General features: G+C 66.8%; 27 protein-coding genes. 14 read left to right on the top strand and 13 right to left on the bottom strand.

Going from position 1 to position 21,979, the window contains the following annotated elements:
- The first annotated feature begins 4 nt into the window (after window positions 1-4).
- The 10 genes from AB6732_RS16925 to AB6732_RS16880 all read left to right on the top strand — a co-directional run bounded on the left by AB6732_RS16925 (window position 5) and on the right by AB6732_RS16880 (window position 9,796).
- Window positions 5-307 (top strand): hypothetical protein, encoded by a 303-nt coding sequence (locus AB6732_RS16925; protein ID WP_370961062.1) that lies wholly within the window; start codon window positions 5-7, stop codon window positions 305-307.
- Complete coding sequence (locus tag AB6732_RS16920; RefSeq protein ID WP_370961061.1) at window positions 300-1,805, top strand: SCO6880 family protein; 1,506 nt, start codon at window positions 300-302, stop codon at window positions 1,803-1,805. The genes AB6732_RS16925 and AB6732_RS16920 overlap by 8 nt, the downstream gene beginning before the upstream one ends.
- Complete coding sequence (locus AB6732_RS16915) at window positions 1,805-3,355, top strand: ATP/GTP-binding protein (protein WP_370961060.1); 1,551 nt, start codon at window positions 1,805-1,807, stop codon at window positions 3,353-3,355. Before AB6732_RS16920 ends, AB6732_RS16915 begins: the two co-directional genes overlap by 1 nt.
- Complete coding sequence (locus tag AB6732_RS16910) at window positions 3,342-5,279, top strand: type IV secretory system conjugative DNA transfer family protein (RefSeq protein WP_370961059.1); 1,938 nt, start codon at window positions 3,342-3,344, stop codon at window positions 5,277-5,279. The genes AB6732_RS16915 and AB6732_RS16910 overlap by 14 nt, the downstream gene beginning before the upstream one ends.
- Window positions 5,272-6,633: a DUF4913 domain-containing protein gene (locus AB6732_RS16905; RefSeq protein WP_370961058.1), complete on the top strand. Its 1,362-nt coding sequence runs from the start codon at window positions 5,272-5,274 to the stop codon at window positions 6,631-6,633. Before AB6732_RS16910 ends, AB6732_RS16905 begins: the two co-directional genes overlap by 8 nt.
- Complete coding sequence (locus AB6732_RS16900; RefSeq protein WP_370961057.1) at window positions 6,633-7,820, top strand: hypothetical protein; 1,188 nt, start codon at window positions 6,633-6,635, stop codon at window positions 7,818-7,820. Before AB6732_RS16905 ends, AB6732_RS16900 begins: the two co-directional genes overlap by 1 nt.
- Before the next feature lies 1 nt (window position 7,821).
- Complete coding sequence (locus AB6732_RS16895) at window positions 7,822-8,136, top strand: hypothetical protein (RefSeq protein WP_370961056.1); 315 nt, start codon at window positions 7,822-7,824, stop codon at window positions 8,134-8,136.
- The gene (locus AB6732_RS16890) at window positions 8,133-9,014 is read left to right on the top strand and encodes a hypothetical protein (protein WP_370961055.1); all 882 of its coding nucleotides are present in this window, start codon (window positions 8,133-8,135) and stop codon (window positions 9,012-9,014) included. The genes AB6732_RS16895 and AB6732_RS16890 overlap by 4 nt, the downstream gene beginning before the upstream one ends.
- A gap of 276 nt (window positions 9,015-9,290) precedes the next feature.
- A complete protein-coding gene (locus tag AB6732_RS16885; protein WP_370961054.1) occupies window positions 9,291-9,479 on the top strand; it encodes an antitoxin MazE family protein in 189 nt (62 codons plus the stop codon).
- A complete protein-coding gene (locus AB6732_RS16880) occupies window positions 9,476-9,796 on the top strand; it encodes a type II toxin-antitoxin system PemK/MazF family toxin (RefSeq protein WP_370961053.1) in 321 nt (106 codons plus the stop codon). The genes AB6732_RS16885 and AB6732_RS16880 overlap by 4 nt, the downstream gene beginning before the upstream one ends.
- A gap of 49 nt (window positions 9,797-9,845) precedes the next feature.
- Here AB6732_RS16880 and AB6732_RS16875 read toward each other — a convergent pair whose 3' ends face one another.
- The 7 genes from AB6732_RS16875 to mobC all read right to left on the bottom strand — a co-directional run bounded on the left by AB6732_RS16875 (window position 9,846) and on the right by mobC (window position 15,335).
- Complete coding sequence (locus AB6732_RS16875; protein WP_370961052.1) at window positions 9,846-10,112, bottom strand: hypothetical protein; 267 nt, start codon at window positions 10,110-10,112, stop codon at window positions 9,846-9,848.
- A 38-nt stretch (window positions 10,113-10,150) separates the two neighbouring features.
- Window positions 10,151-10,945, bottom strand: coding sequence for a hypothetical protein (locus AB6732_RS16870; protein ID WP_370961051.1), 795 nt, complete (start codon window positions 10,943-10,945; stop codon window positions 10,151-10,153).
- Window positions 10,942-11,475, bottom strand: a complete 534-nt coding sequence (locus AB6732_RS16865) for a hypothetical protein (RefSeq protein WP_370961050.1) — start codon at window positions 11,473-11,475, stop codon at window positions 10,942-10,944. The genes AB6732_RS16870 and AB6732_RS16865 overlap by 4 nt, the downstream gene beginning before the upstream one ends.
- A gap of 1 nt (window position 11,476) precedes the next feature.
- Window positions 11,477-12,163, bottom strand: a complete 687-nt coding sequence (locus tag AB6732_RS16860; RefSeq protein ID WP_370961049.1) for a hypothetical protein — start codon at window positions 12,161-12,163, stop codon at window positions 11,477-11,479.
- Entirely contained in the window at window positions 12,160-12,480 is a 321-nt protein-coding gene (locus AB6732_RS16855; RefSeq protein ID WP_370961048.1) for a hypothetical protein, read from the bottom strand. Before AB6732_RS16855 ends, AB6732_RS16860 begins: the two co-directional genes overlap by 4 nt.
- Window positions 12,481-12,543: 63 nt before the next feature.
- The gene (locus AB6732_RS16850) at window positions 12,544-14,946 is read right to left on the bottom strand and encodes a relaxase/mobilization nuclease domain-containing protein (protein WP_370961047.1); all 2,403 of its coding nucleotides are present in this window, start codon (window positions 14,944-14,946) and stop codon (window positions 12,544-12,546) included.
- On the bottom strand, window positions 14,943-15,335 hold the full coding sequence (gene mobC, locus AB6732_RS16845) for a plasmid mobilization relaxosome protein MobC (protein WP_370961046.1): 393 nt from the start codon (window positions 15,333-15,335) through the stop codon (window positions 14,943-14,945). Before mobC ends, AB6732_RS16850 begins: the two co-directional genes overlap by 4 nt.
- Before the next feature lie 345 nt (window positions 15,336-15,680).
- Here mobC and AB6732_RS16840 point away from each other — a divergent pair, with 345 nt between their 5' ends.
- On the top strand, window positions 15,681-15,974 hold the full coding sequence (locus tag AB6732_RS16840; protein WP_370961045.1) for a hypothetical protein: 294 nt from the start codon (window positions 15,681-15,683) through the stop codon (window positions 15,972-15,974).
- Between the two features lie 257 nt (window positions 15,975-16,231).
- On the opposite strand, the gene AB6732_RS16835 is transcribed toward AB6732_RS16840, so the two are convergent.
- From AB6732_RS16835 to AB6732_RS16815, 5 genes are all read right to left on the bottom strand, one after another.
- A complete protein-coding gene (locus AB6732_RS16835) occupies window positions 16,232-16,801 on the bottom strand; it encodes a recombinase family protein (protein WP_370961044.1) in 570 nt (189 codons plus the stop codon).
- Entirely contained in the window at window positions 16,798-17,592 is a 795-nt protein-coding gene (locus AB6732_RS16830) for a Fic/DOC family protein (RefSeq protein ID WP_370961043.1), read from the bottom strand. The genes AB6732_RS16835 and AB6732_RS16830 overlap by 4 nt, the downstream gene beginning before the upstream one ends.
- Window positions 17,592-17,843 carry a hypothetical protein gene (locus AB6732_RS16825; protein WP_370961042.1) on the bottom strand — a complete coding sequence of 84 codons (252 nt, stop codon included), beginning with the start codon at window positions 17,841-17,843 and terminating at the stop codon, window positions 17,592-17,594. The genes AB6732_RS16830 and AB6732_RS16825 overlap by 1 nt, the downstream gene beginning before the upstream one ends.
- Before the next feature lie 134 nt (window positions 17,844-17,977).
- Window positions 17,978-18,289 carry a hypothetical protein gene (locus tag AB6732_RS16820; RefSeq protein WP_370961041.1) on the bottom strand — a complete coding sequence of 104 codons (312 nt, stop codon included), beginning with the start codon at window positions 18,287-18,289 and terminating at the stop codon, window positions 17,978-17,980.
- Between the two features lie 39 nt (window positions 18,290-18,328).
- Complete coding sequence (locus AB6732_RS16815; protein WP_370961040.1) at window positions 18,329-18,778, bottom strand: hypothetical protein; 450 nt, start codon at window positions 18,776-18,778, stop codon at window positions 18,329-18,331.
- A 428-nt stretch (window positions 18,779-19,206) separates the two neighbouring features.
- Here AB6732_RS16815 and AB6732_RS16810 point away from each other — a divergent pair, with 428 nt between their 5' ends.
- Entirely contained in the window at window positions 19,207-19,518 is a 312-nt protein-coding gene (locus AB6732_RS16810; protein ID WP_370961039.1) for a hypothetical protein, read from the top strand.
- A gap of 162 nt (window positions 19,519-19,680) precedes the next feature.
- Window positions 19,681-21,009 (top strand): Nramp family divalent metal transporter, encoded by a 1,329-nt coding sequence (locus AB6732_RS16805; protein WP_370961038.1) that lies wholly within the window; start codon window positions 19,681-19,683, stop codon window positions 21,007-21,009.
- Between the two features lie 126 nt (window positions 21,010-21,135).
- Here AB6732_RS16805 and AB6732_RS16800 read toward each other — a convergent pair whose 3' ends face one another.
- Entirely contained in the window at window positions 21,136-21,609 is a 474-nt protein-coding gene (locus AB6732_RS16800) for an SRPBCC family protein (RefSeq protein ID WP_370961037.1), read from the bottom strand.
- Window positions 21,610-21,733: 124 nt separating this feature from the next.
- On the opposite strand from AB6732_RS16800, the gene AB6732_RS16795 reads away from it, so the two are divergent.
- The coding region (locus AB6732_RS16795; protein WP_370961036.1) for a hypothetical protein at window positions 21,734-21,979 on the top strand (246 nt) is incomplete at its 3' end.

Here is a 21,979-nt window from a genome sequence, read left to right as displayed (position 1 = left end):
TCTCATGAACGCGAAGAAGCAGACTGGTGCGCCGCTGAATCAGGGCGTGTCCGATGCCGTATTGCAGATGATGGAGCAGGCCCGGGCACGTCTGCCGGAGTCGAAGTCAGTTGATTGGGACTGCAAGCGTGTGACGCTTCGCTACCGTCCCGTGTCCGCATCGCGCGGCCTGGAGCTGACGGGGAGGATCACCGCTGGGTTGGGTAAGAGCGCCAACTCTGTGTGGCCGGATTTCGGCAATCGTGTGGTGGCCTTCGACGTCCAGGGCGAGGCGGAGCTGATGAAGGATGGTGCTGGGGATGAGTGAGCAGACGACGTACAAGGAGCCGACCTACGGGAACTGGCGGAAGCCTCGCACCGCGGGTATCGGCAAGCTGGGCGCGCTGGAGACCATGGCAATGATCGCGGCGCTGCTGGTGCTGCTGTTCATCTTCCGCCTGGCCGGTCCGATCCCGGGCTTCATTGCCTTCATCGTCCTGGCCGTGGCCCTGGTGGTGTTCACTATCAGGGATCAGCACGGGCAGTCCCGGATCACTCGCATGCTCGCCAAGCGTGCTCACCGTAAGGCCGTGAACCGGCGGACGAATCTTTACCGTTCCGGTCCCACGGGCCTGGTCCCGGGTGGGACGGCGCAGCTGCCGGGCCTGCTGGCCAAGTCGCAGCTGCACCAGTTCGTGGATTCCTTCGATCGGCCGTTCGCTCTGGTGTTCATGCCGGACACCAATCACGCCACCGTCGTGATCGAGTGCGAGCCCACGGGCCTGGCCCTGGAGGATCCGCAGACGATCGACACCTACGTGGCGAACTGGGGCGGCTGGCTGGCGGATCTGGGGAAGCAGTCCGATGTGGTGGCCGCGTCCGTGACCGTGGAGACGGCCCCGGACTTCGGCGTGCGTCTGCGCCAGTGGGTGGACTCCAACCGTCACCCCGACGCCCCGCCGGCCACCGTGCAGATGATGGAGCAGATCAAGGAAACGTTCCCGCAGTCGGCCCCGGTGACCCGGGCCTTCCTCGCTGTGACGGTGACGGCCTGGAGGCAGGGCGCTCCGCGGCCCCGGAAGGTGGAGGATCTGGGCATCGACCTGGCCGCGCGGCTGGGTAAGCTCACCGAGCACCTGGAGCAGTGCGGCGCCGGGGACGCTCACCCGGTCACGGCGCAGACGCTCTGTGAGGTCGTGCGCAGCGCCTATGACCCGGCGGTGGCCCAGCACATCGCCGCCGCCCACGCTGAGAGTGTCACCCCGGCGTTGTCCTGGAACGACGTCGGGCCGATCGCTCACAACTCCGGGTGGGAGTGGTACCGGCACGATTCGGGCTTCTCGAAGTCCTGGGTCATGTCGGTGGCACCGCGCGGTGAGGTGTTCTCGAACGTGCTGGAGGCGGTGCTATCCCCGACCGGGGAAGTGGACCGCAAGCGCGTGACGTTCCTCTTCCGTCCGGTGTCCGCGGCCCGTGCCATGGACGTGGCGGAGAAGGACGTCAACGCGGCATCGAGCCGGGCGAACTCAACCAACACCCCGAACTTCCGGGCGATTGACGACTACGCCAAGACGGTGCAGACGGCTAAGGAGATCGCCAAGGACGCCGGGATGCTGAACTTCGGTGTGGTCATCACGGCCACGACCCGCTACGCGGAGGATGCCTTGGCCGTGAGCTACACGATGGAGGATCTCGCCGCCGAATCGCAGCTGACCGTCCGGCCCGCCTACGGGGCACAGGACACCGCGTTCGCGGCGTCGCTGCCGTTGGGCCTGGTCCTGCCCGATTACGTGATGGTTCCCTCCAAGATCCGAGAGGCAGTCTGATGAACCTGTTGAAGCTGCGTCCCCAGCCGGCCCCGCGCAGCCGGTACTTCGCCCCGCTGAAGCGGGGTTACCGGATCCCGGGCGGCGGTTATGCGAACCTGCTGGACCTGCCGCCGGAGTACCGCGGTTCCTCCCGGCAGGTGTGCGGCCTGTGGCCGTTCTCCTCCGGCTCCGGCGCACCCCTGGCGGGCGCGCCGCTGGGCCAGCACTTGCTCACCGGCCAGGTGGTCGGCCTGGATCACTTCGGTGCCTTTGAGCAGGGACTGATCCCGAACCCGTCCGTGTACTACATGTCCAACCCGGCACTGGGGAAGTCCACGGCGGTGGGCAAGAAGTGCCTGTGGCTGGCGGGCCGGGGCATTCCCAGTCTGTACCTGGGGGACGTGAAGGCCGAGCACGTGCTCCGCACCCGGGAGGCCGGCGGGAAGGTCATTCGCCTGGGCAACGGGCGCGGGTACCTGAACCCGCTGGACCCGGGCACGTCGACGGCGGCGATCGAGCGTCTGAGCGGGACGCTGCGGGAGGAAGTGGCCCGGGGCGCTCACGAGCAGCGCAAGGCTCTGATGATGGCGCTTATCACCGTCTCCCGTGAGGCCAAGCCGTCCGAGCAGGAAGACCTCATCCTGGGCCGCGCCCTGGAGATCCTGTACGACCGGCATGACGGCGTTCCGCTGGTGAAGGATCTGGACGAGCTGATCTCACAGGCTCCGGCAGATCTGCGGAACGTGGTCTTGGACCGGGGCGACATTTCCCGGTATCAGGACGCGACGGACGCCCTGCGGACGTCGTTGATCGGTATCGCCTCCGGCTCCGGTCCGCTGGGGGACATGTTCTCCCGGGAGACCAGTGAGCAGCTGGATATGACCCGTTCGGTGTGCTTTGACCTTTCGGCCCTGCCCGACACCCAGCCGCAGAAGCAGGCCGCTGGCCTGCTGGCGTGCTGGTCGGTCGGCTTCGAGGCCGTGAACGTCGCCCAGATCCTCGCGGACGCCGGCGTGGAGAAGCGCCGGAACTACAACATCGTGCTTGACGAGTTCTGGCGGGCGCTGCGCGTGGGACGCGGCATCGTGGACAAGGCGGACTCCCTGACCCGCCTGAACCGGAACGAGGGCGTGGGGCAGATGATGATCTCCCACACCTTGAAGGACTTCGAGGCCGTGGCCGATGAAACGGACCGGGCGAAGGCCAAGGGCTTCGTGGAACGCTGCGCCATGGTCGTGCTCGGCGGTCTCGGTTCCAAGGAGCTGAGCGAGGTCGAGCACTTCCGCCGTCTCACCCGTGAGGAGAAGCGCCGGGTGGAGTCCTGGGCGGACGTCAAGAAGATCACCACCAATCAGCACGGCAAGACGGCCCCTTACGGGCGCGGAAAGTTCCTGGTCAAGCTCGGCCAGGCTCCCGGCATTCCCGTGCAGATGAAGCTCACCGCCGTGGAGGACCGGATCTCCGACACCAACACCCGGTGGGACACCCTGCGTAAGCAGGGTGCCAGCACCGAGGAAATCGAAAAGGAGATCTTCGGAGAGGAAGAGGTCAGTGATGCAACAGCGTAAGACCTCCACCATCACCCCGGGCACGTGGATGATGTTCGTCGGGATCGGGATCTTCCTCGCCGTCGTCCTGGTGGTCGACGCCGGGATCTACGGCGGCTCGATCCTCAGTCGCGACGGGCAGAAACTGCCCATGAACCCGATCGAAGCGCCGTTGAGCTTGATCACCGGCAAGCTGCATTGGTCCGTGACCTCCACCTGGTGCCTAGCCGGCGCGATCGCCCTCCTGGTGGTCGTGCTGGTCCTGGTGCTCGTGATGCGTGCCGCGGCACGCAAGCGCCGTTCTCGGGTGGATTACAAGGCGTTCCAGATGGGCCGGGGCAAGGACATTGCGATGCTGACCGAGCGCGGCGCCCACCGTGCGGCCAAGCGTTTCGGTCTGGAGTGGCCGGGAATCTTCCTGGGCATCGCCGTGGCCGGCCTGGTCCGGCTCGTCGCGGACGTCGAATCCGTGGCGCTGTCGATCTTCGGCCCGCGCCAGGGCAAGTCCACCACTCAGGTAATCCCTGCTGTGATGGACGGCCCGGGCGCGATCGTGACTACCTCGAATAAGCCGGACGTCATCGACGCCACGCGGCTGTGGCGCTCGATGCGGGGGAAGGTGTGGGCGTTCAACCCTCAGAAGATCACCCCCGACACTCCCGCCTGGTGGTGGAACCCGCTGACCTACGTCGTGGATGACGACCACGCCCAGAAGCTCGCGGATATTTTCAAGGTCGCCGGGCGCGGGCCGAACACCAAGGGTGAAGATCCCTACTTCGACAACGAGGGCCGCGACATGCTGGCGGCGTTGCTGTTGGCCGCGGCCTTGGGGAATCTGCCGATCGTGCGTGTGTACGACTGGATCAGCGGCGGCACTATCGCCATGAGCGAGCCGCAGAAGATCCTCGCCGCGGCCCAGGGCGGCAGGTACGCCCGGTACGGCACGGCACTGGAGTCTCAGCTGCAGTTGGACGACGGCCAGCGTGACGGCATCGTGGGCACCGCGAAGGCCATGTGCTCAGTGCTGAAGTTCACGGGCGTGCGCGACTGGGTGAACCCGACCGGGCCGGATGACCGCCGCCCGCAGTTCAGCCCGGCGGAGTTCGCCAAGAGCACGGACACCCTGTACCTGCTGAGCAAGGAGGGCGGCGGATCTGCCGCAGCGTTGACGACGGCGCTCACCGTGGCCGTCGCCGACGCTGCAGAGGACTACGCCATGACCCAGCCCTTCCGGCGCATGCCCGTGCCGTTCGTGATGCCGCTGGATGAGATCGCGAACGTGTGTGTCTGGAAGGATCTGCCGGACAAGTACAGCCACTACGGCTCCAAGGGCATTCTCCCGATCGCCTGGCTGCAAAGCTACAGCCAGGGTGAGGAGCTGTGGGGCGAGAAGGGTATGCGGAAGATCTACTCCTCCGCCACGGTGAAGACCATCGGTTCCGGCCTGGATGAGGAAGGCTTCCTGCGTCAGGTCTCCTCCACCCTGGGGGAGTACCGCTACGACACGATGAACATCTCCACCGGGGAGCGCAAGAGTGTTTCCATGAGCCCCGAAGGGGGCAAGGAGTCCATTTGGAGCGTGAGCGACCTGGCCGCAATGCCGATCGGGCGCGCGATCGTCAAGCGTGCCGGTGCACCTGCGGTACTGATCAAGACGGTGCGCTGGATGGACACCCCGCACGCAGATGCCGTGTGGTTCTCCCTGAACCTCAACGACCCCACCACGGAGAGTGCGAAGAAGGCCGCGGGGGCCGAGGCCCGGCGCACCACCTGGCCGTGGTTCCACCGGGTGGTGCTCCGCAAGACCGGAGAGCGCCCGGACGAGCTGGTGGCAGCCTACCGGGCCGAACTGGCGAACAAGGTAACCAGCAATACAGCTAACAAGCCGGTCGCGGCGGCACCGTCCGTGACCTCGAAGTGGTTGGAGGCGGCACGCCATGACTGAACCGGTCGATGCGTGGACGGAACCGGAGGTCACCGCGGAGGCCGCGGAGGCGTGGCTACAGGAGTCCGCACCGGAGGACGTGTCGCCTGCGGCCGCCGCTGACAGCTCCGCCACGGACGGAGAGGCAGCGGTGGAGCTGGAGATCTCCGACGTCGACGCGGCGGAGATCTCCGAGGCCACGGAGGATTCCCCGGACTCTGAGGAAGAGCCGGCTACAGAGGAAGAGCCGGAACCGGCCCCCGCCGTCGTGCGGGGCCGGGACTTCCTGGTGTCAGCCTCCGAAGCGGCCAAGATGGTCAGTGAGCGGCTGCAGAAAGCGACCTCCGCCGCGTCGTTCCGGCGCATGGTCATCAACGGCGACGCCCCAGCCCCGGAGGAAGAGGACGAGACCACGGCGCGGTGGTCTCAGAACGTCCTTGACGCCTGGCTGGACGGGATCGTGGCCAAGGCTGAGCGCGGGGCCGACGAAGACGCGGATGCTGTCCTGGTCGCCCCGGATGGGAAAGACTTCTACCTGTCTGCTGCCGAGGGCGCTGCGCTGCTCAGCGAGGAGCTGGGACAGAAGATCACCACGGCAACGTTCCGGCGCATGGTCATGGCCGGCACGGTCCCGGAGGCGGATATCCGCACGGGCGGTGTGCCGCGGTGGTCTCAAAGCATCCTTGACGTCTGGGTGGAGAGCAACCGTCCCGCCTCCGCGTCAGGGGAGCTTGACGATCAGCGGGAGGGGATGGGCTTTGTCCTGAACGTCGCTGATGCCGTCGCGCTGGTCGCGGAGTCCGCGGAGCCGATCACGCCCAGCCGGTGGCGCACCCTCGTCATGGCCGGGGAAGCTCCCGCCCCGCTGGGGTGGGAACCTCCCCGGTGGGACTTCGCCGCGGTGGAGGCATGGATCCCCGAGGCGTTGAAGTCCGGGATCCTGAAGCCGCGCCCGGCGGCGACGTCGGAGGACGTCCCGGACCCGGAGCTGGTGTACGGGTCCACGGCGGAATGGGTGACGAAGTTCCTCATCCCCGTGTATCGCCGTCAGATCGCGCGTAACGGCGAGGGCACCACCTGGTGCCCGGAGTGGTGGAAGCACGCCGAGGCGATCATCCGCCTGGAGGCGCTGTGGCGGGCCTGGGAGCACCTGCGACTGGACGGGCGCACCGGCATGAGCGTGTGGCTGAAGGATCACTTGGACCATCACCTGCCGGTGCTGCTGTCCGCCAAGGACGGCCCGTTCACCGGGTGCAAGAACGATCAGCACTCGCCCGACCCGCTGAAGCCGTTCCAGATCGCGGAGCCGCCGGCGGAGTTTTTCCCGGACGTCCGGGAGCCGAAGAAGAACACGAAGGATGAGGGAGGTAAGTGATGAGTCAGCATCAGTCTGATGGGATCGGTGAAGCGACCGATGATCTGCTGCGCCAGGTGATGATGGTCGCGGCCCGGCTGGCCGAGGTCGCAGCCCGCGCCCGGCAGGAACAGCTCACCCGAGCCCGCGCCGTGTCGGAGCGGCAGGGCCGCGAGCTGCAGGCCCGCTTTGAGGCGGAGCGAGGTGCAGCTCGTGCCTCCCTTGCCCCGGTCGGGACGGATTCCTGGTGGAAGTCCGCGGACGCGGATCAAATCGGTGCCGCGTACAAGACTGCGGCGTCCTGGTCCGGGCAGGATCAGGACGCCGCAGCGGCCCGGGAACGGATTGAGCAGGAGCTGGCCAAGCGCGGGATCGAGGTCACCTCCTCGATGCCGGACCGGCTGGATGATCTGCTGCGCGCCCGAGAGTGGGCCGCGGAGCACGAGCCGTTCATGGACGGGGCGTGGACCCGGGAAATGGCCCAGGCCCGCACCCCGGAGGAGAAGGACCGCCTGAACGTGGCTCTGGTCGGTGCGTGGCTGGCCTCCCCGGAGGGGCAACAAGCGAAAGCTACCCAAGGATCTTCCCAGGAGCAGGACCAGCACAAGACGGATCTCGCCCAGGCGGAGGCGTGGGCGAAGGCGACGAATCCGGAGCGGTACTCGCAATGGTCCATGTCGCATCAGATGGCCGATACCATCGACGGGCGCCGCTCGGATGAACGGCAGCTGATCCGTCAGTGGAAGGAAGCCACCGGCCAGGCCGAGACGCCCGAGGCGGTAGCGGCGTCGGTGGAGTCTCAGGATCTGAACGCTGCAGCTGGGCGTGAGGAGGACGCCGCCGCCGGGCACAGGAATGTCGGCGACGCTGCAGCTGCACGCTCCCAGCAGTGGGAGGACGCCCCGCCGGAGCCTGACATGGACGGCGGACCGTCCGCGGAGGACGTGGCCTGGCTGAACCAGCAGCAGGACATGGAGGACCAGGAGGCCGCTCAGCAGTGGGACACTGCCGAGCGCCGGGAGGAGTTCGCGTCGACGCTGCGCGGCAAGGCCGATCAGTCCGCGGTGGATGCCCGGGTGCTGGCCGACGTCAGCCAGGGCACTCACCCCAGCGCCGCTGTGGCCGCGGCCCCGCGCAACGCCCCCAAGGCCCGTCCGAACAACGCTCGGGCCTCCCGCAACTCCAACCTCACGAAAGGAAGCCGCTGAGATGCGCCCCTCCATGAAGCCGTCCGCCAATCGCCTCACGTTCCGTCGCGCGCTGCGGGACCGGGACTTCCAGACCGCCGCCGTGCTGTTCCTCGGGCTGGGGCTCCTCGGTGCCCTCTGGAACTACGGAGGTGCCCAGGAGGCCGCGAACCTCATTGACGCGCTGGCGAAAGCCACTCCGGAGGACCGGGCCGCGGCTCTGCAGAGCCTCGGGACCGCCGTGTGGATGGTCGCGCTCGGAGCGGCGATCATTCCGCCGTTCGCGCGTTTCCTGAACAAGCAGGCCCGGCCCGCCCGGACGGGCGAGAAGCAGTGAGCGCCCCGGAGAATGCCCCGGCGAAACCGGACGCCCGGGACCGGCTGAAGGCGTGGATGGACCGGCGGCAGATCGTCATCGGCACGTCCTTCAGCCTGGCCCTGTCCGGAGCGATGATCTTCATCAACGTGGTCCCGGGCCTGGCCGCGTACTTCGGTCCCGCGGGCAAGGTGGCGGAGGCCTTCGGGACTGATCCCGTGAAGTCAACGATCACAGACGTGGGGCTGATCCTCTTCTTCGGCCTGATGCTGTTCATGTTCCGGCAGTTCCCGCAGCCGCGCCTCTACGCCCTGGCCCCATTTCGGACGCCGCGCCGGCGTCTGCAGCTGGAGTTGGCTTTCATCTTCGCTGTGCTGGTCGTCGGCCAGATCGCCTCGAACGAGTTGGGCAAGTTCGGGCTGAAGGCCACCGGTGACACGGACATTCTGAACGTCGACCTTCCTGCCTATCGAGTGCTCAGTCTCTCGGCCCGGGCGGGGCTGTGGGAGGAATTCTCCTACTTCCTGATGCCGGTGGCCTTTGCGATCACCCTGGGCCTCATGGTCACCGGTATCACCCGGAGGCCTGCACGGTGGGCCAAGTCCCTGGCCGTGGTCCTGCTGCTGGTTTCCGCGGCAGGACTGCTGGGCGGACACGTTTACCAGGGATTCAGCGGCCTGCCCGGGCATGCCGTCTGGATCCTGACCCACGCCACGCTGTACCTGCTGTTTCGGCGTCTCTGGCCCATGGTCCTGGTCCACTTCCTCTGGGACATGAAGGCCGGCGGCATCATCCCCTCTGACACCACCGTAGAAGTGATCCTCGCGGTGGTCTGCGCCGGCCTGGCCATATGGCTGGGCCGCAAGCTCTTCCCCCGGAAGACCGTCAACATCAGTTGACCCCACAGACTGGCAGATCCCCCCTCTGCCGGATAACGGCAGCCCTCAGCGCTTTCTCTCCTTCGCGCTGGGGGCTGTCGGCCGTTTGTAGGACTCCCACAGTCGGCCATTTTGGGGCGCGAGAGAAAATCCGCGTGTTTCCGGGAAAGTTGTGTCCGCCGGCGGCGCCGGCGCCGGCGGAACTCGTCTGTGGAACCTCTACAACTTCCGGCGCCGATCGCGCTACCACCCAACAGTGTTACATGTAACAATGGGGGTATGAGTGTGAAGGATCGCGTGAGTGAGCATCGGCGCAGGATGCGGGAGGCCGGCTACCGGCCTATTCAGGTGTGGGTCCCGGACACGCGCTCGAAGAACTTCTCTGATGAGGCGCAGCGTCAAAGCGCCTTGGTCGCTGAGGCGGACCGGCATGAGGCGATCCATGAGTGGATCGATGATGTGTCCGTGTCCTGGGATGAGGAGTGAGGGGCGAGATCTGGACGGTGGCCGGCGGCGGATACGCCTCCAAGCCTCGTCCGGCGCTGGTCATCCAGGATGACCGCTTCCGCGACGTCGGATCCCTGACGGTCATTCCCCTGACCTCGACCCTGACGGATGCGCCCTTGCTGCGGATCCCCGTGGAGCCCTCCGCCCGGACGGGCCTGAAGGTTCCGAGCCAGCTGATGATCGACAAGATGACCACCATTCCCCGGGAGAACGCCCGCCAGCTGGTCGGCCACCTGACAGCCACGGAACTGGTGGACGTGGAGCGGGCGCTGATGGTGTTCCTCGGCATCGCCTGAATCCTGATGCAGAAAAAGTCGCACGAGATCTCGTGCGACTTTTTCTGCATCAGCGCAGTCCGAACGCGCGGTTGGGATCGGCGGGTACGGGGCGTAGCGTCTCGGCTGGCACCCAGCGGTCGATGACGGCGGGCTCGTCCTGGCCGGTGATCTCCACGCAGTAGGTGATCCTGGCCCACCACTTGTAGGAGTGGCTTCTCCAGGCGATGACGAGCGCCTGCCGGGGCAGGGCGTTCGGGTCGTGGCCGTCCCGGTACCAGGCGTGCCGGGTGGTTGCCTGGCGCGGCCACAGACGATCACGGCGCGGCTTAGACATCCTCCCAGGGTAAGAATCAGCTCTGACAGTGAAGCGGCTCAGCCCGCGGTGTAGAGCTGCCAGGCGCGCATGATGCCGCCGCTTCCGGGGAAAAGGTCGGTGAACTCGTCTCCGGCGCGGGCACCCAGGAGATCCGCGAAGAGCCAGTGGGCGAAGGCGGCGGGCTTGGCTCCGGTGACGTGGCCGGGGTCGGTGGCCCGGGCGGTCACGCCGTGCACCAGGGCGTCGACGCGGCGGGAAACGTCGCGTGTGGCCACGCGCGACACCTCGGCGCGGGAGGCGTCGTCACCTGGTGCACGCGACGTGTCCACCACGGCGGCACGCGACACGTCGACGCCGGCGTGGTGCGACGGATCGGCGGAAGTGTCGTCGGAGGATCCGCGCGACATGTCGCGCGCGGCCGGAAGCGACACGTCCTGGCGTCCGCCGAAGTAGATCACCGGCTCCCAGGCGTTCAGCGGCCCCGCGCTGACGGTGTGCCGGGCGCCGCGGGTCCAGGCCGCGACCCGTGATCCTGGCGGGCACAGGGCGAGGACGTCCTGCAGCGCCTCCGCTGAGGTGGACAGCGCCCACGCGTCGAACTCCTGTAGCTGCTCGATGAGTGCCCGGTGGTCGACCTCCCCGGCGAAGTCGGGGTGATCGGCGTAGTAGCGCCGGCTCTTGCCGGGGTAGGGCGGATCGGCGTAGGCCAGGCGCAGCGTCGACGCAGCCCGCTCGGCGGTGCCGACCGTGCGGCGGAAGCGGGAGAGCGCCTGCCTGCACCGCTTGCTGCACGTCTTGGCGTCCCGCCGGCTCCCGGCGGGGATCGGTCCGTGGCACCAGGCGCAGCTCATTGACCCGCTCCGGTCTTGACCCGGCCCCAGCGCTCGTGTGCGGCCTGCTTGGAGGTGCCCACGGCTGAGCCGATCTCGGCCCAGGAGAGTTGCAGCTCGATCGCGCGGGAGGCGGCGACGGCGTTGGCCAGGCGGCGCGCGGTTTCCTCGTGAGCGCGGCGTGCGGCGTGCAGCTCGGTCACGGCCACCTCCCGGTCAGAGTGCGCCTTCCATGCCTTCCAGAGCGCCTCTGCCACCGTCACCGAGGGGTTGCAGGGGTGTCCGGCTCTGAGGCCGTCCACGCGGCGCTCAGGGTCGGCCTGGCCACCGTCGAAGTTCCTTGCCCAGCGCGGGGCGTCCCAGCTGCTGGTGCAGCTGCACACGACGGTCCAGCCGGTCACCTCGTCGTCGTCGACCAGCTGCAGCCCGCTCGGGAGCTGCACCATGACGGCCTGCTCTGTCAGGGGCAACGTTGCCGTTCCGTCCTCGAGGATCCCGACGACGTCGCCGGCGTGCAGGCCGTCAATGGAGAGCCAAGTACGGGGTGCCACGTCAGGACCTCTTGACCAGGCGGCGGACTTGGGTGCTGAGACCGCCGAAGGCCAGGCCGAAGACGGCCAGCACGGCGGCGGTCACGAGAATGGCCCAGAAGCTGGCGTGAGTAACGATGCTCGCGACGGTGGTCAGGACGGCCCAGCTCAGGGCGCGCACGCCCATGAAGACGATTCGGACGGGCTGCCAGCTGGGCAGGGACATTTCCTCGGGCAGGCTCCAGCTGATGTGCCAGACCTCCGTGAGGCATACGAAGTAGCCGTAGGTGGCGATGACGGCGGCGCTGGCACCCTCCGGCCCGGTCTGCGCGATCGCCACCAGGCCGGTGGCGAGGGTGACGACAGGCCGGAAGAGCACGGTGATCCAGTGCGCGGGAGTGAGCTTGTTGAACTCCCGGTACCTTTCGCGATCATCGGCCAGGTACCAGATCCCATGGGCGCCGGGCACTTCCTCCCAGGCCATGTTGAACAGGGGCCGGCAGGCGTACCGGAGGCCGAGGTACAGGACCGCGAAAATCGCCGTCTGGAGCGACACGATGCGGTCTACGATCTCGGATCCTGTGAAGGGCTCCTGGAAGGTGATGGTCACCCAGGACAGAGCCAGGAGGGTGGGGATGGTGTTGAGGATCAGGCCGGCCCACAGCAGCGCAGCAGCTCGGCGGTTCGTCGTCAGGGGGTGCATGGTCACCAATTCCTTTCGCTGGTGGCGAGGCGGCTGAAGGGGTTGTGTCCGTCGACGCGGGAGGCTTTGTAGACGGCCTGCCGGCTGATGCCGACCGACTGCGCGACCTGCACCACTGACTTGCTCCGCAGCTGTACGGCGATCGCCGCGGCGCGCAGCTGGGCCAGCTCGGCAGCAACGTCGGAGAGCTGTTCGGACAGTTCCACGGCCAGGCGTTCAACGCCCTCAGGACCGCCGTAGCGCTCAGCCCAGCCTTCTTCTCCGGCAGACGCATCGCGCAATAGCTGCAGGACCGTCTCCGGGAGGGTTGAGTGTGATTCCATGCACCCAATGTAAACCCCGGGGTTGTCAGATGACAACCCCGGGGTTTACATCATGGCCAGAACCTAGCGCCCGCGGCCCTTGTCCCGCTCTGGACCCTCCGCGCGAGTCCGGGTCGACGGCTCAGTGGTGACCCGCGTCCCGGGCGAGGGTGCGCCCGGGAAGGACTGGGCCACGAGCTGCTGCAGGCGCTCCCGTTCGCTCGGAAGCGGTGTCGCGTCGACACGGGCCTTACTCTTGTCGACGGGCTCCGGCTTGCCCACCTGGAGGTGGTCAGGACGCAGCCACACCACGCCTTCGATCTGCCACATGTAGAACTGGGCGCGGACCTCGGCGTGAGGTTCTTTTTCCTCCAGCGGTCCCCAGCCATCCGTGAGGGCACCCCCGCGGACCATCACTCCGTCAACGCCGTCCGCGGCGATCGCCTCGAAGGAGATCTTGCCGCCCTCCGCGGGCCACCGCTGAGCGGCCGTCACGAGGTCATCGACGGACTCCAGCACGAGGATGCGCGCCTCCGACGTGGCCGTGATGGGCCAGAGCTTTTCCGGCTTGAACGCGGCCTGCAGTTTCTCCCGCGCGCTCATCTGAGCGGCGCGGGATGCGGCGTAGGAACCCATCCATCCTTCGTGGTGGTAAAGCTCGCTCCACGTCGACGCGCCTCCCTCCGGCCCTTGGTGGGTGCGAGAGGCAGTCCACAGCACGTTCCAAGGCTTGGCGGACAACCTCTGGTCACCCTCGGCGTCCTTCACGCGAATCCAGTCCGTGGAGACGGACCGTCCAAGGTGCAGCTGCTCCGGCAGCGCCGTAACGTCCACGATCTTGACCTCACCGCCGCGAACCGCATCCGGCTCCTGCCCGGCGTTCCCGGGTCCACCCGTCGAGATCCCGCCGGCAACCGCGGCCTGCTCCGTGGGAGCCGTGGGCGTGCTGCGCGGACCGGAAGTGTCCCGACCGGGAAAGGACTGGCTCACCAGACGCTGCAGCTTCTCGTGGTCGCTCTCCACGCTGGCCGCGGCGTCCAGCCACCGCGAGGCGGCGGAGGGCGCCGGAGTCGCGGCCACGTGCCGCGCCTGGAGGCTCTGGAGATCTCCGCGCACGATGGTGAGCTTGTCCATGGCCGCGACCCTCACACGCTCGGCGTCCTGGAGGCGTCCGGCGGCGCGGTGCATGTCATGCATGGCCTTCATCGTGTTGCGCAGCTGAGCCAAGAGAAGGGCGTGCCCGGCGGCGGTCGACGGCCCCACGGCGGTCTGCATCAACAGCATGCCGGCACCCTTGGCACTGGGCATGGGGGCGTGCTCCACGCGCGGCGGGAACCGCCGCAACTGGGCCGTGCGAGAGAGCGCCCTGGACGCATCGGCCAGCGGCCCCGGGGCGGCCTCGGTCCGCAAGCTCCAGGCGGCGAAAGCGCCGGAGGTTTCGCGCGCGAACTGCGCCCACAACCCGGAGTCGGAAAGGGGTATGGACTTCATCCGCTCGAACAGTTCGCCCACCTCGGCGGTGACGCTCTTCCATTCCTCGGCGGTGGGGGTGCGGGCCTCGCGCCCGACGACGGCGGGACGCTCGCCATTGGCGGCGGCCCGCCACTCGGCCAGCGCCTCGGCGGTGCTCTCCTCGGTGACGGTCCAGCCCTTGCGCATCTGCGGCAGGGTGAGGTCGCGGGCGATCTTCCCGCCGCCGAACCATACCGGCTTTTCGGCTCGGCTCGTGGGGCGCAGCGCCACGCTGAATCCGGTAACGACGCCTTGCCCGCCCTGGGCAAACCGTGGCCGGATGATGACGCCGGAGGCGCGCACGCGGCGCACGAACTCGGCTTCGTCCACGGAGGCCGTGGAGGCGGCGCGGAGGATGCGCTGCAGCTTGTCGCGGTCCAGCTCCGGAGCACCCTGGGCCAGGGCGCGTTCCCGCTCCTTGGGGTGGTAGCCGCGCTCGGCGTGCTCACCACGGACCACGCGCAACCCGTACTTCTTCTCCAGGGCATCGCACACATCCTGTGCGCGCTTGAAGTCCTTGTGCTGAGACCAGCGGGTGCCGTCCTCGCGGACCATCGAAACGGCCAGGTGAATGTGGTCGTTCCCTGCCTTGCTCATGCCGTGGTGAATGGCCACCCAGCGGCACGGAGCTTTGCCGTCAGAGCCGGTGAAACCCATCCGCTCGGCGAAGTCGTTGGCGGCCTTCCCCCACGTCGCATCGTCCAACGCTCCTTCCTCAGCAGAGAGGCTGAGGGAGACGTGGAAGACATGCTTGGCTCCTGGCTTGCCCGCGCCGAAGACGGCCTTGGGAACGTCGAGTTCGTGGCCCAGCCGGATCGCCGTCTCAGCGTTCAGACGCTGGCCGGCCTCCACGGACACGATGGTGTCAGAGGCGGCGATGACGCGTTGATTCGTGTGCTCGTTCGCGCGACCCGGACCGGTAAGGTAGTTGACCAGCCCGACCATGCGGTCGCCCTTGGTGACGTTCGGCATCATGGATGCATCACGCCCCGAACGGTCTCATCGATGCGGGCCATGAGACGGCGCGCGGCGGCGACCGTCGCGGCGGCGTCATCAGGAAACTCGCCCGTGGCGTTCGCATGCCTAGCGATCTGATTCACGTTGTTGGACACGGCACCCAGCAGGGTCCGGATGCCCATCAGATCCTCCGCCAGCGCACGGCGGTCAGAGGCCGTCTCCCCCGAGGTCGCGAAGGCAGATTCGATGAGAAGCCGCGGCGGGGTGACACCCTGCAGCGCAGCCTTGACCCGAATCGCGGCCTTTTCCTCCGGAGTGCACCAGACCTTGACGTACTCCGTGCGCCCGCCCTTCTCGTTGTCACGGCGCGACTTCGTAAGACGTCGTGGCGTCTTGGCTTCAGCCATGACAACTCCTTTCGGCCCAGCGCAGCGACCCCGAGACCTCGGGGACTCACACGTCCAGTGTGACACAAATCCGCCGCCCAGGTCGGATTTCAAGCCATTTACGGGCACGTAAATGTATAGCTTGCTCCTCCCTGGGGGACCGGGGGAGTTTTGCAAACCCCCCGGAGGGCCCACCTTCATTCCCCGGCCAAAGCCAGGGAACCACAGCGCGGGGCGCACCTTCGCACACGTGTCGGGACGGCAACCCAGCCCGGCGCTCGGGTGACCACCCTTCCCGGTGCGCAACGCGCGCATTACGCACGGTGCCGCTCTGGCACTCTGGCAGCCACTGGGTACGATGGAGGCATGGACATTTCGCAGATTGAAGAGGAAGCCCGGCGCAAGCTGGAAGAGGAAAAGGACGCCCGAATTAGGGCAGCCGTGACCGCCGCCGAGGCGGCGAAGGACGCCGCAGATCTCGCCGCCCAGCTGAAAGATGCCGAGAAGCTGCGGGCCAAGACCTGGGACGCCGCCGTCAAGGCCGGGTGGACTGAAGCCGAGCTGAAGAAGTTCGGCTTGTCCGCTCCCCCGAAGGTAAACAAGGGTGGGCGACCGCCGAAGGAGCAGGCAACACCGGAACCGGCCTCGGTTCACGCCTGACCGGTCGGAAACTTTGGGCGGGTTGTCCCCTTGCCCCGAAGCTCGATTGTGCCGCAATCATGAGTACCGTCAAGGGCGCTGCGCGTCGCTCCGCGATGGCCTCCGGCCACCCTTGACCGCACCCAGGATTGCGGGGGTCGGCTTCGTATCGGGGCAAGGGGAAACACTGCAGGGGAAGGAACCTTTGCCGCGTGGCTGGTTCACTGAAAGACGGAAGGGGCGCACCCGCCATGGGTGCGCCCCCTCCGTCGTCTCCGCTACGCCGCCTGATCCATGCAGGCTAACGCCCGGCGAACGCTCGCTTCTCCCACGCCGAGCACCTTGGCGATCGCCCGATACGGCATCTCGTCCACGGTGCGCATGCGCACCGCCTGGGCGATGCGCTCCGGGGTCATGACCGTGGGCCGTCCACCCACCCGCCCCTGGGATCTCGCGTACTCCAACCCGGCCATGGTGTTCTCCCGGATCGCGTCCACGCGCAGCTGCAGAAGCACGGCGGCAAAACCAAACATGGCCCGCCCCATGGCCGTGCTCGTGTCGAACTCCGGTTCGGTCAGAGACTCCAAACCCATGCCCGCCTCGCGCAGCTCATCGGCAATGGTGAGCATCATCGTGTCACTGCCCGCCATGCGGTCCAGCTTCCGCACCACCAGCGTGTCCCCCGGACGCCAGATCTTCCGGCACTCCAGCCACTGGGGCCGGTCCTTAATCCGCGATGACACCCCGTGGTCGATGAAGATCCGCTCACAGCCCGCAGCCTCCAGCTCCGCGCGCTGAGGGTCGCTGTTCTGGTCCTTCGTGGACACCCTGCCGTATCCAATCCTCATGACCGCCCGTACCCCTTCCCTTGGTCACGCTGCAGCGTCGGAGACGCCTCCTCGGGACGCGTGACGCCGCCGAGCGCTGCCCTGAACTTCGTGTTGTCGAAAGCGACCCGCACCAGGTCTTGGATCTGCGCGTACTCGTCCACCTGGGCCGGCATCGCCTCGCGCCGGACGGTGATCGTCCGGAACAGCGGAATGGCCTCCTCCAGCTGCGGGTGCCCGTCACCGCCGGGAGCCGGCATCGAGGCCCGGGCCATGGCGTTCCAAGTGGTCTTGTCCACGTCATCGAAGTCCAGCCGGTACGGGGACAGGGCGGCGACATCGCGCAGCAGCTGCTTCGTCGTCCTTCCCGTTCCTTCCCGGAACGGATGGGCCGTGTTCGTGTACGCGAACACCACGGAGATCGAGCGCGCGAACTCCTCGTGAGTCATGTCCCCCCACCGGGCACCCCTGGCAAACTCCGTTGCCACGTCCAGGTACGCCCCCATGTCCTCGACGGCGGCGAACGGCTGCCCGCGCTTGGAGATATCCACGTTGCGGAACTGTCCCGCCCACGGGTAGACGTCCTGGAACAGGTGGCCGTGGATCCGCCGGACGTGCTCCGCGTCGAAGGTCTGCGGGATCTTCACCACGCCCTGACTCAGCTGGCGTTGCCGCAGCGCCGTCGCGGACCGCTCGTAGATCATCAGCCCGGCCAGGGACTTCTCCTCGAAGTTGTTCCGCAGAACGCGGCCTGGCCCCTGGGTCTCCTCCACCGGGTACAGGTACGCCTCCCAGTCCTCCGCGGCGCCCATCAGCCGGCCTCTCCCCCGGACGCCGCGCGCGCCCGGGCGGCGGCCCGGGTCAGGTACTCCGCCGGCGTGATCAGACCGCGGGCCTCGTCCGCGAGATCCTGGACTTCCTCCCGGGTCGGGGTCCAGCCTTCATGCCAGCCGTCGACCAGCGCCGTCTCCACGGCGGCGGCGGTGTCATGGTCCAGCTCTGCGAAGATCTCGGGCCAGCGGTCCCGGGCGTGTAGTCGTCCATCAGTGAAGTCGGTGCTCATGCCTCCACGCTAGCGCTGCGCGCCGGAAACGCCCCGGAGGGGGTTGCGGCGCACCATGGTTTCGGCGCGGTAGTTTCGGCGCACCTTCTCCCGGCGTGTCGTCGCGCGCGGCCGCGTGCGACGGAAACGACCGATTATGGCGCGTCGACGGCCTGGGAAGCCGGGCCGTCATCACCCCGGTGCCTGCGGTCTTTCATGTGCTGCAGTTCGCGCTCGATCAGGCCTCCGAACTCGCGGGCATAGCCTGCGTTCGGGTACCCCTCGATCTCTGTCGGGGGGGGGAAGTCCACGGCAAGCACGTCGACGTGGTGGCTCCCGGGCCGGTGCGCATGGGAGTTCTTATCCTCCAGGACGTCCAAGCGGTCCTCGCGGACCGGAAATGCAACTTCAGGGTGGAAGTAGCAAACCGCCCGGTACGTCTGGTCAGGCTGCTTTTCGCTGGTCACGTTCTCTCCTTCACGAGGGTCGTTTCGGCAGGATTGCTCTCAAAGAGAGTTGAGCATGTTGATGGAAACGCGGAACCTGCCCCGGGGCAGGTCGCCTTCCCGAGGGGCAGGACGTACCCAGCTGTATTGCGGGCCCTCTCGCCAGGCAGTTTCGACAAGTCTGTCGATGACGGGTTCGGGTTCGAACCGTTCAGGCCGGCGTCGGAGATCCCGACTCACCTGGCTGCGGGAGGCCCCGCCAAGCTTGAGCACCTGCTCGATCTCACGGACCTTCAGCCCCTTCTCGCGCAGGGCCGCTACGGCTTGGGCTCGGATCAGACCATACGCTTCCTCGACCGCCAGGGCGTCCAGGCGAGCTTTGAGTAGTACTCCGGCGATCCACTGTTCGTCGCGGTCCAGGCCCACGACGTACTCGGTGCTCGTTACGTCATCGGAGGATTCGTCGGTCTTGTATTCCGGCCACTCTGTAGCCAACTCATTTTGTCCCATGCGTGGGACATCACACGTGTCCCACGTGTGGGACAAGGATCGGCTGGTCAAATACGCCTCACCTCTGCAACAGCCGCTCGCCAGTTCCGAGCCTCCAGGCGCCGTGCTAGATCTTCGGCGCCATAACCGATCTGTTCAGCCGAGGCCCTTTAATGCCGAAGGGGCGTCAAGAATCCCTGACACCCCTCGCCTCATCGTCCGCAGACCACCCTTCAACTGCTGCGCACCAATCACCACCGTCAATCAGTCCTGCTGCCATATCAACCCCTCCGTTCCTCTTCCACAGGGTGATCTCGAACCCTCTTGCTTATAGATAGTTTGGTGAACTAGGTTTTAAAGGCAGGGTGGACGCTTCGGTCCTCTCTGCCACGGCTACACCGGTCTCACCCGATCAGATCTCTCGTCTCAAACCCTCACAAGGAGAGAGCATGCGACTCGTCAACAAGACCCGGAACATCTTCGATAACCCTGTTCAGAACCGATACGAGATCTACCGAGACGGCAACGTCCAGGGCATCGTTAAATACCGCATCGAGGGGAACACTCTGCGGTTCATTCTCTGCCAATCCAAGGGGCTACGCTCTTCGTGGGATCGGCGCGCCTTCTACTTGGCCGTGGCACGGGATGCCAAGCGCCGCCAGATGACGATCGAGATCACCTCTCGATCCATGGCTCAAGAACTCGCCCCATACAAGAAGTGGATCGGAGCCTCACGCACGAACGCCCGGTACGCTGCGTGAGCTTCACCGGTTCCCTCAACCGATCTAGAGCAAGCCACCACTGATCTCCTCGACGAGGAGCAGCTGCTGCCTGTGATCCTGTCAACGGCAGCCACACCTTCTGCCCACCGCCCGGTCGGCTCAGCCGCTTGAGCGCACCCAATTGTCTTCCAGGAGGAACCCGTGGCCACGGACGCCCCCGAACTCGACCCAGCCCGCGCAGATGAACCGCGCGGAGCGAAGAAATACCTCAAAGCACTCGGCCCCGGCCTGATCGCCGGTGCCTCCGACGATGATCCCTCAGGCATAGCCACCTACGCGCAAGCAGGCGCTACCTACCAAGCCTCAGCACTGTGGACGGTGCCCGCCACCCTTCCGCTGATGATGGCGGTGCAGGAGATCTGCGACCGCACCGCCCTCGCCACCGGAAAATCCCTCGGCGCCCTGGCCCGGGAGAAGTTCTCCCACAAACTCCGCCTGCTCATCGCCATCCTGCTGATCGCCCTCATCATCGCGAACGTCGTCAACCTCGCTGCGGACACCCTCGCCGTCGGCAAAGGCATGGAGATGCTGGGCGCCGGTCCGGCGTTCCTCTGGAACCTCATCGCCGGTGCGGGCATCGCCTTCACCCTCGCCAAAGGCTCGTTCGCGACCATTGAACGCATCTTCAAATGGCTGTGCCTCGCCCTCTTCGCCTACGTCGCCGTCCTCTTCACCGTCCATGCGGACTGGGGTGAGATCCTCCAGGGACTCCTCGCCACCCGCCTGCACTGGGACCTCAGCTACTGGGCCCTGATCGCGGCGATCTTCGGCACCACCATCTCCCCCTACCTGTTCTTCTGGCAGAGCGCCCACCGCGTGGAGGATCTCAAGGCCGAGTCCTCGGATGGTGACGCCGCCGGGCTGAACGAGCGTGGACCACAGGAGACGAAGAACAAGAAGCGTCTCGCCCGGGTCGACGTCTTCACCGGCATGGCGTTCTCGGTGCTGATCATGTTTGCGATCATCGTGGCCACGGCGGCGACTCTCGGACAGAGCGGCACCGAGATTGGGTCGGCGGACGATGCCGCAAAGGCCTTGGAGCCCATTGCCGGCCCCTTCGCCAAGCTGCTCTTCGCCCTCGGATTCATCGGCTCCGGCATCCTCGCCATCCCCGTGCTCGCAGCCTCCGGCGCGGCCGGCCTGTCGGGCCTGCTGAACAAGAACTGGGATCTGGACTCCTCGCCCCGCAAAGCGCCGGTGTTCTACACCCTCGTCCTCGCGGGCGCGGTTCTAGGCACCGTGCTGAGCCTGATCTTCAGCAACCCGATCCAGCTACTGGTCCTCTCGGCCACCATCAACGCGATCGCCGCGGCACCTTTCCTGATCATCACGATGCTCATCGCCCGCGACAGGAAACTCATGGGCGACCAAGTCAACGGACGCCTCAGCAACACCCTGGGTTGGATCACCGTCGCCGTGATGACCGTACTCGGAATCGTTGGGATTATCGGCACCATCCTTGGCGCGTAACCGCAGCGCTACTCCCACATCCACACCAGAGTCGACCAACTACCATGCCTCCTCAGCACAGCCGGTGGCACGTGCCGCGAGCAGGAAGGATGCCGAGGCCGAGTTCAATCTCACATCGCTGTCGAATCAGCGGGTGGAAGTCTTTGATCTTCCCGGGATGAGCCTGGAAAGAGGGCGCCGGTTCCGATGACTCGCTTCGACGGAGCGTTTGAACTCCTGAAGATCTTCCAGCACGCTGATCTCATCAAGCCGGAACAGCGACCCTGACGTCTCCGACATGCGGGCCGGTTCCCACACCACTGTAAGGTCCACCTGGGTACGACCGTGGCCTAGCTCGTCAAAGGTAATCTCGCCATGGTGGGTGGGGTCTTCCGCGCAGGACCACCTGATCATCCGGTCCGGGCGGCGATCCTGGACTCGGGCGATGAACTGACGGCTCCTGCCGCCGATCTCGGTAGTGAAGCGGACCAGCTCGTCTTCGAGCGGGACCGCTGAGGAAAGGTGCCGAAGGAACCCGGGCAAAAGTTCAACACGACTCCACTGCTCATAGGCCTCCCATAAGGGGACACTTACTTCGATGTCCTGGTGAATCCGCGCCATCAGAACCTCCCGTTCATCCTCAGCACACCCAACGCCCGGACAGACCCGAGCCCGCGGCCCGCGCACACCGGGAAGGCATACGCGGGCCGCGGCAGGAAGACCGACTCAATCAGTCATTGCCGCCATGGCTGTTCTCGCCGCCACGACGACCGGCCTCCGACGGATCGGCACCGTTCTCCGCACCGAACTGCCCAGAACTAGCCTCGCCGCCACGACGACCGGCCTCCGACGGATCGGCACCGTTCTCCGCACCGAACTGCCCGGAACTAGCCTCGCCGCCACGACGACCGGCTTCCGACGGATCGGCACCGTTCTCCGCACCGAACTGCCCGGAACTAGCCTCGCCGCCACGACGGGCCTGTTCCTCGGT

It is taken from the genome of Arthrobacter sp. RCC_34, from assembly GCF_041360795.1.
Taxonomy (GTDB): domain Bacteria; phylum Actinomycetota; class Actinomycetes; order Actinomycetales; family Micrococcaceae; genus Arthrobacter_E.
Note: the sequence above shows the minus strand (reverse complement) of the source record. Positions and strands in the feature narration are given on the sequence as shown.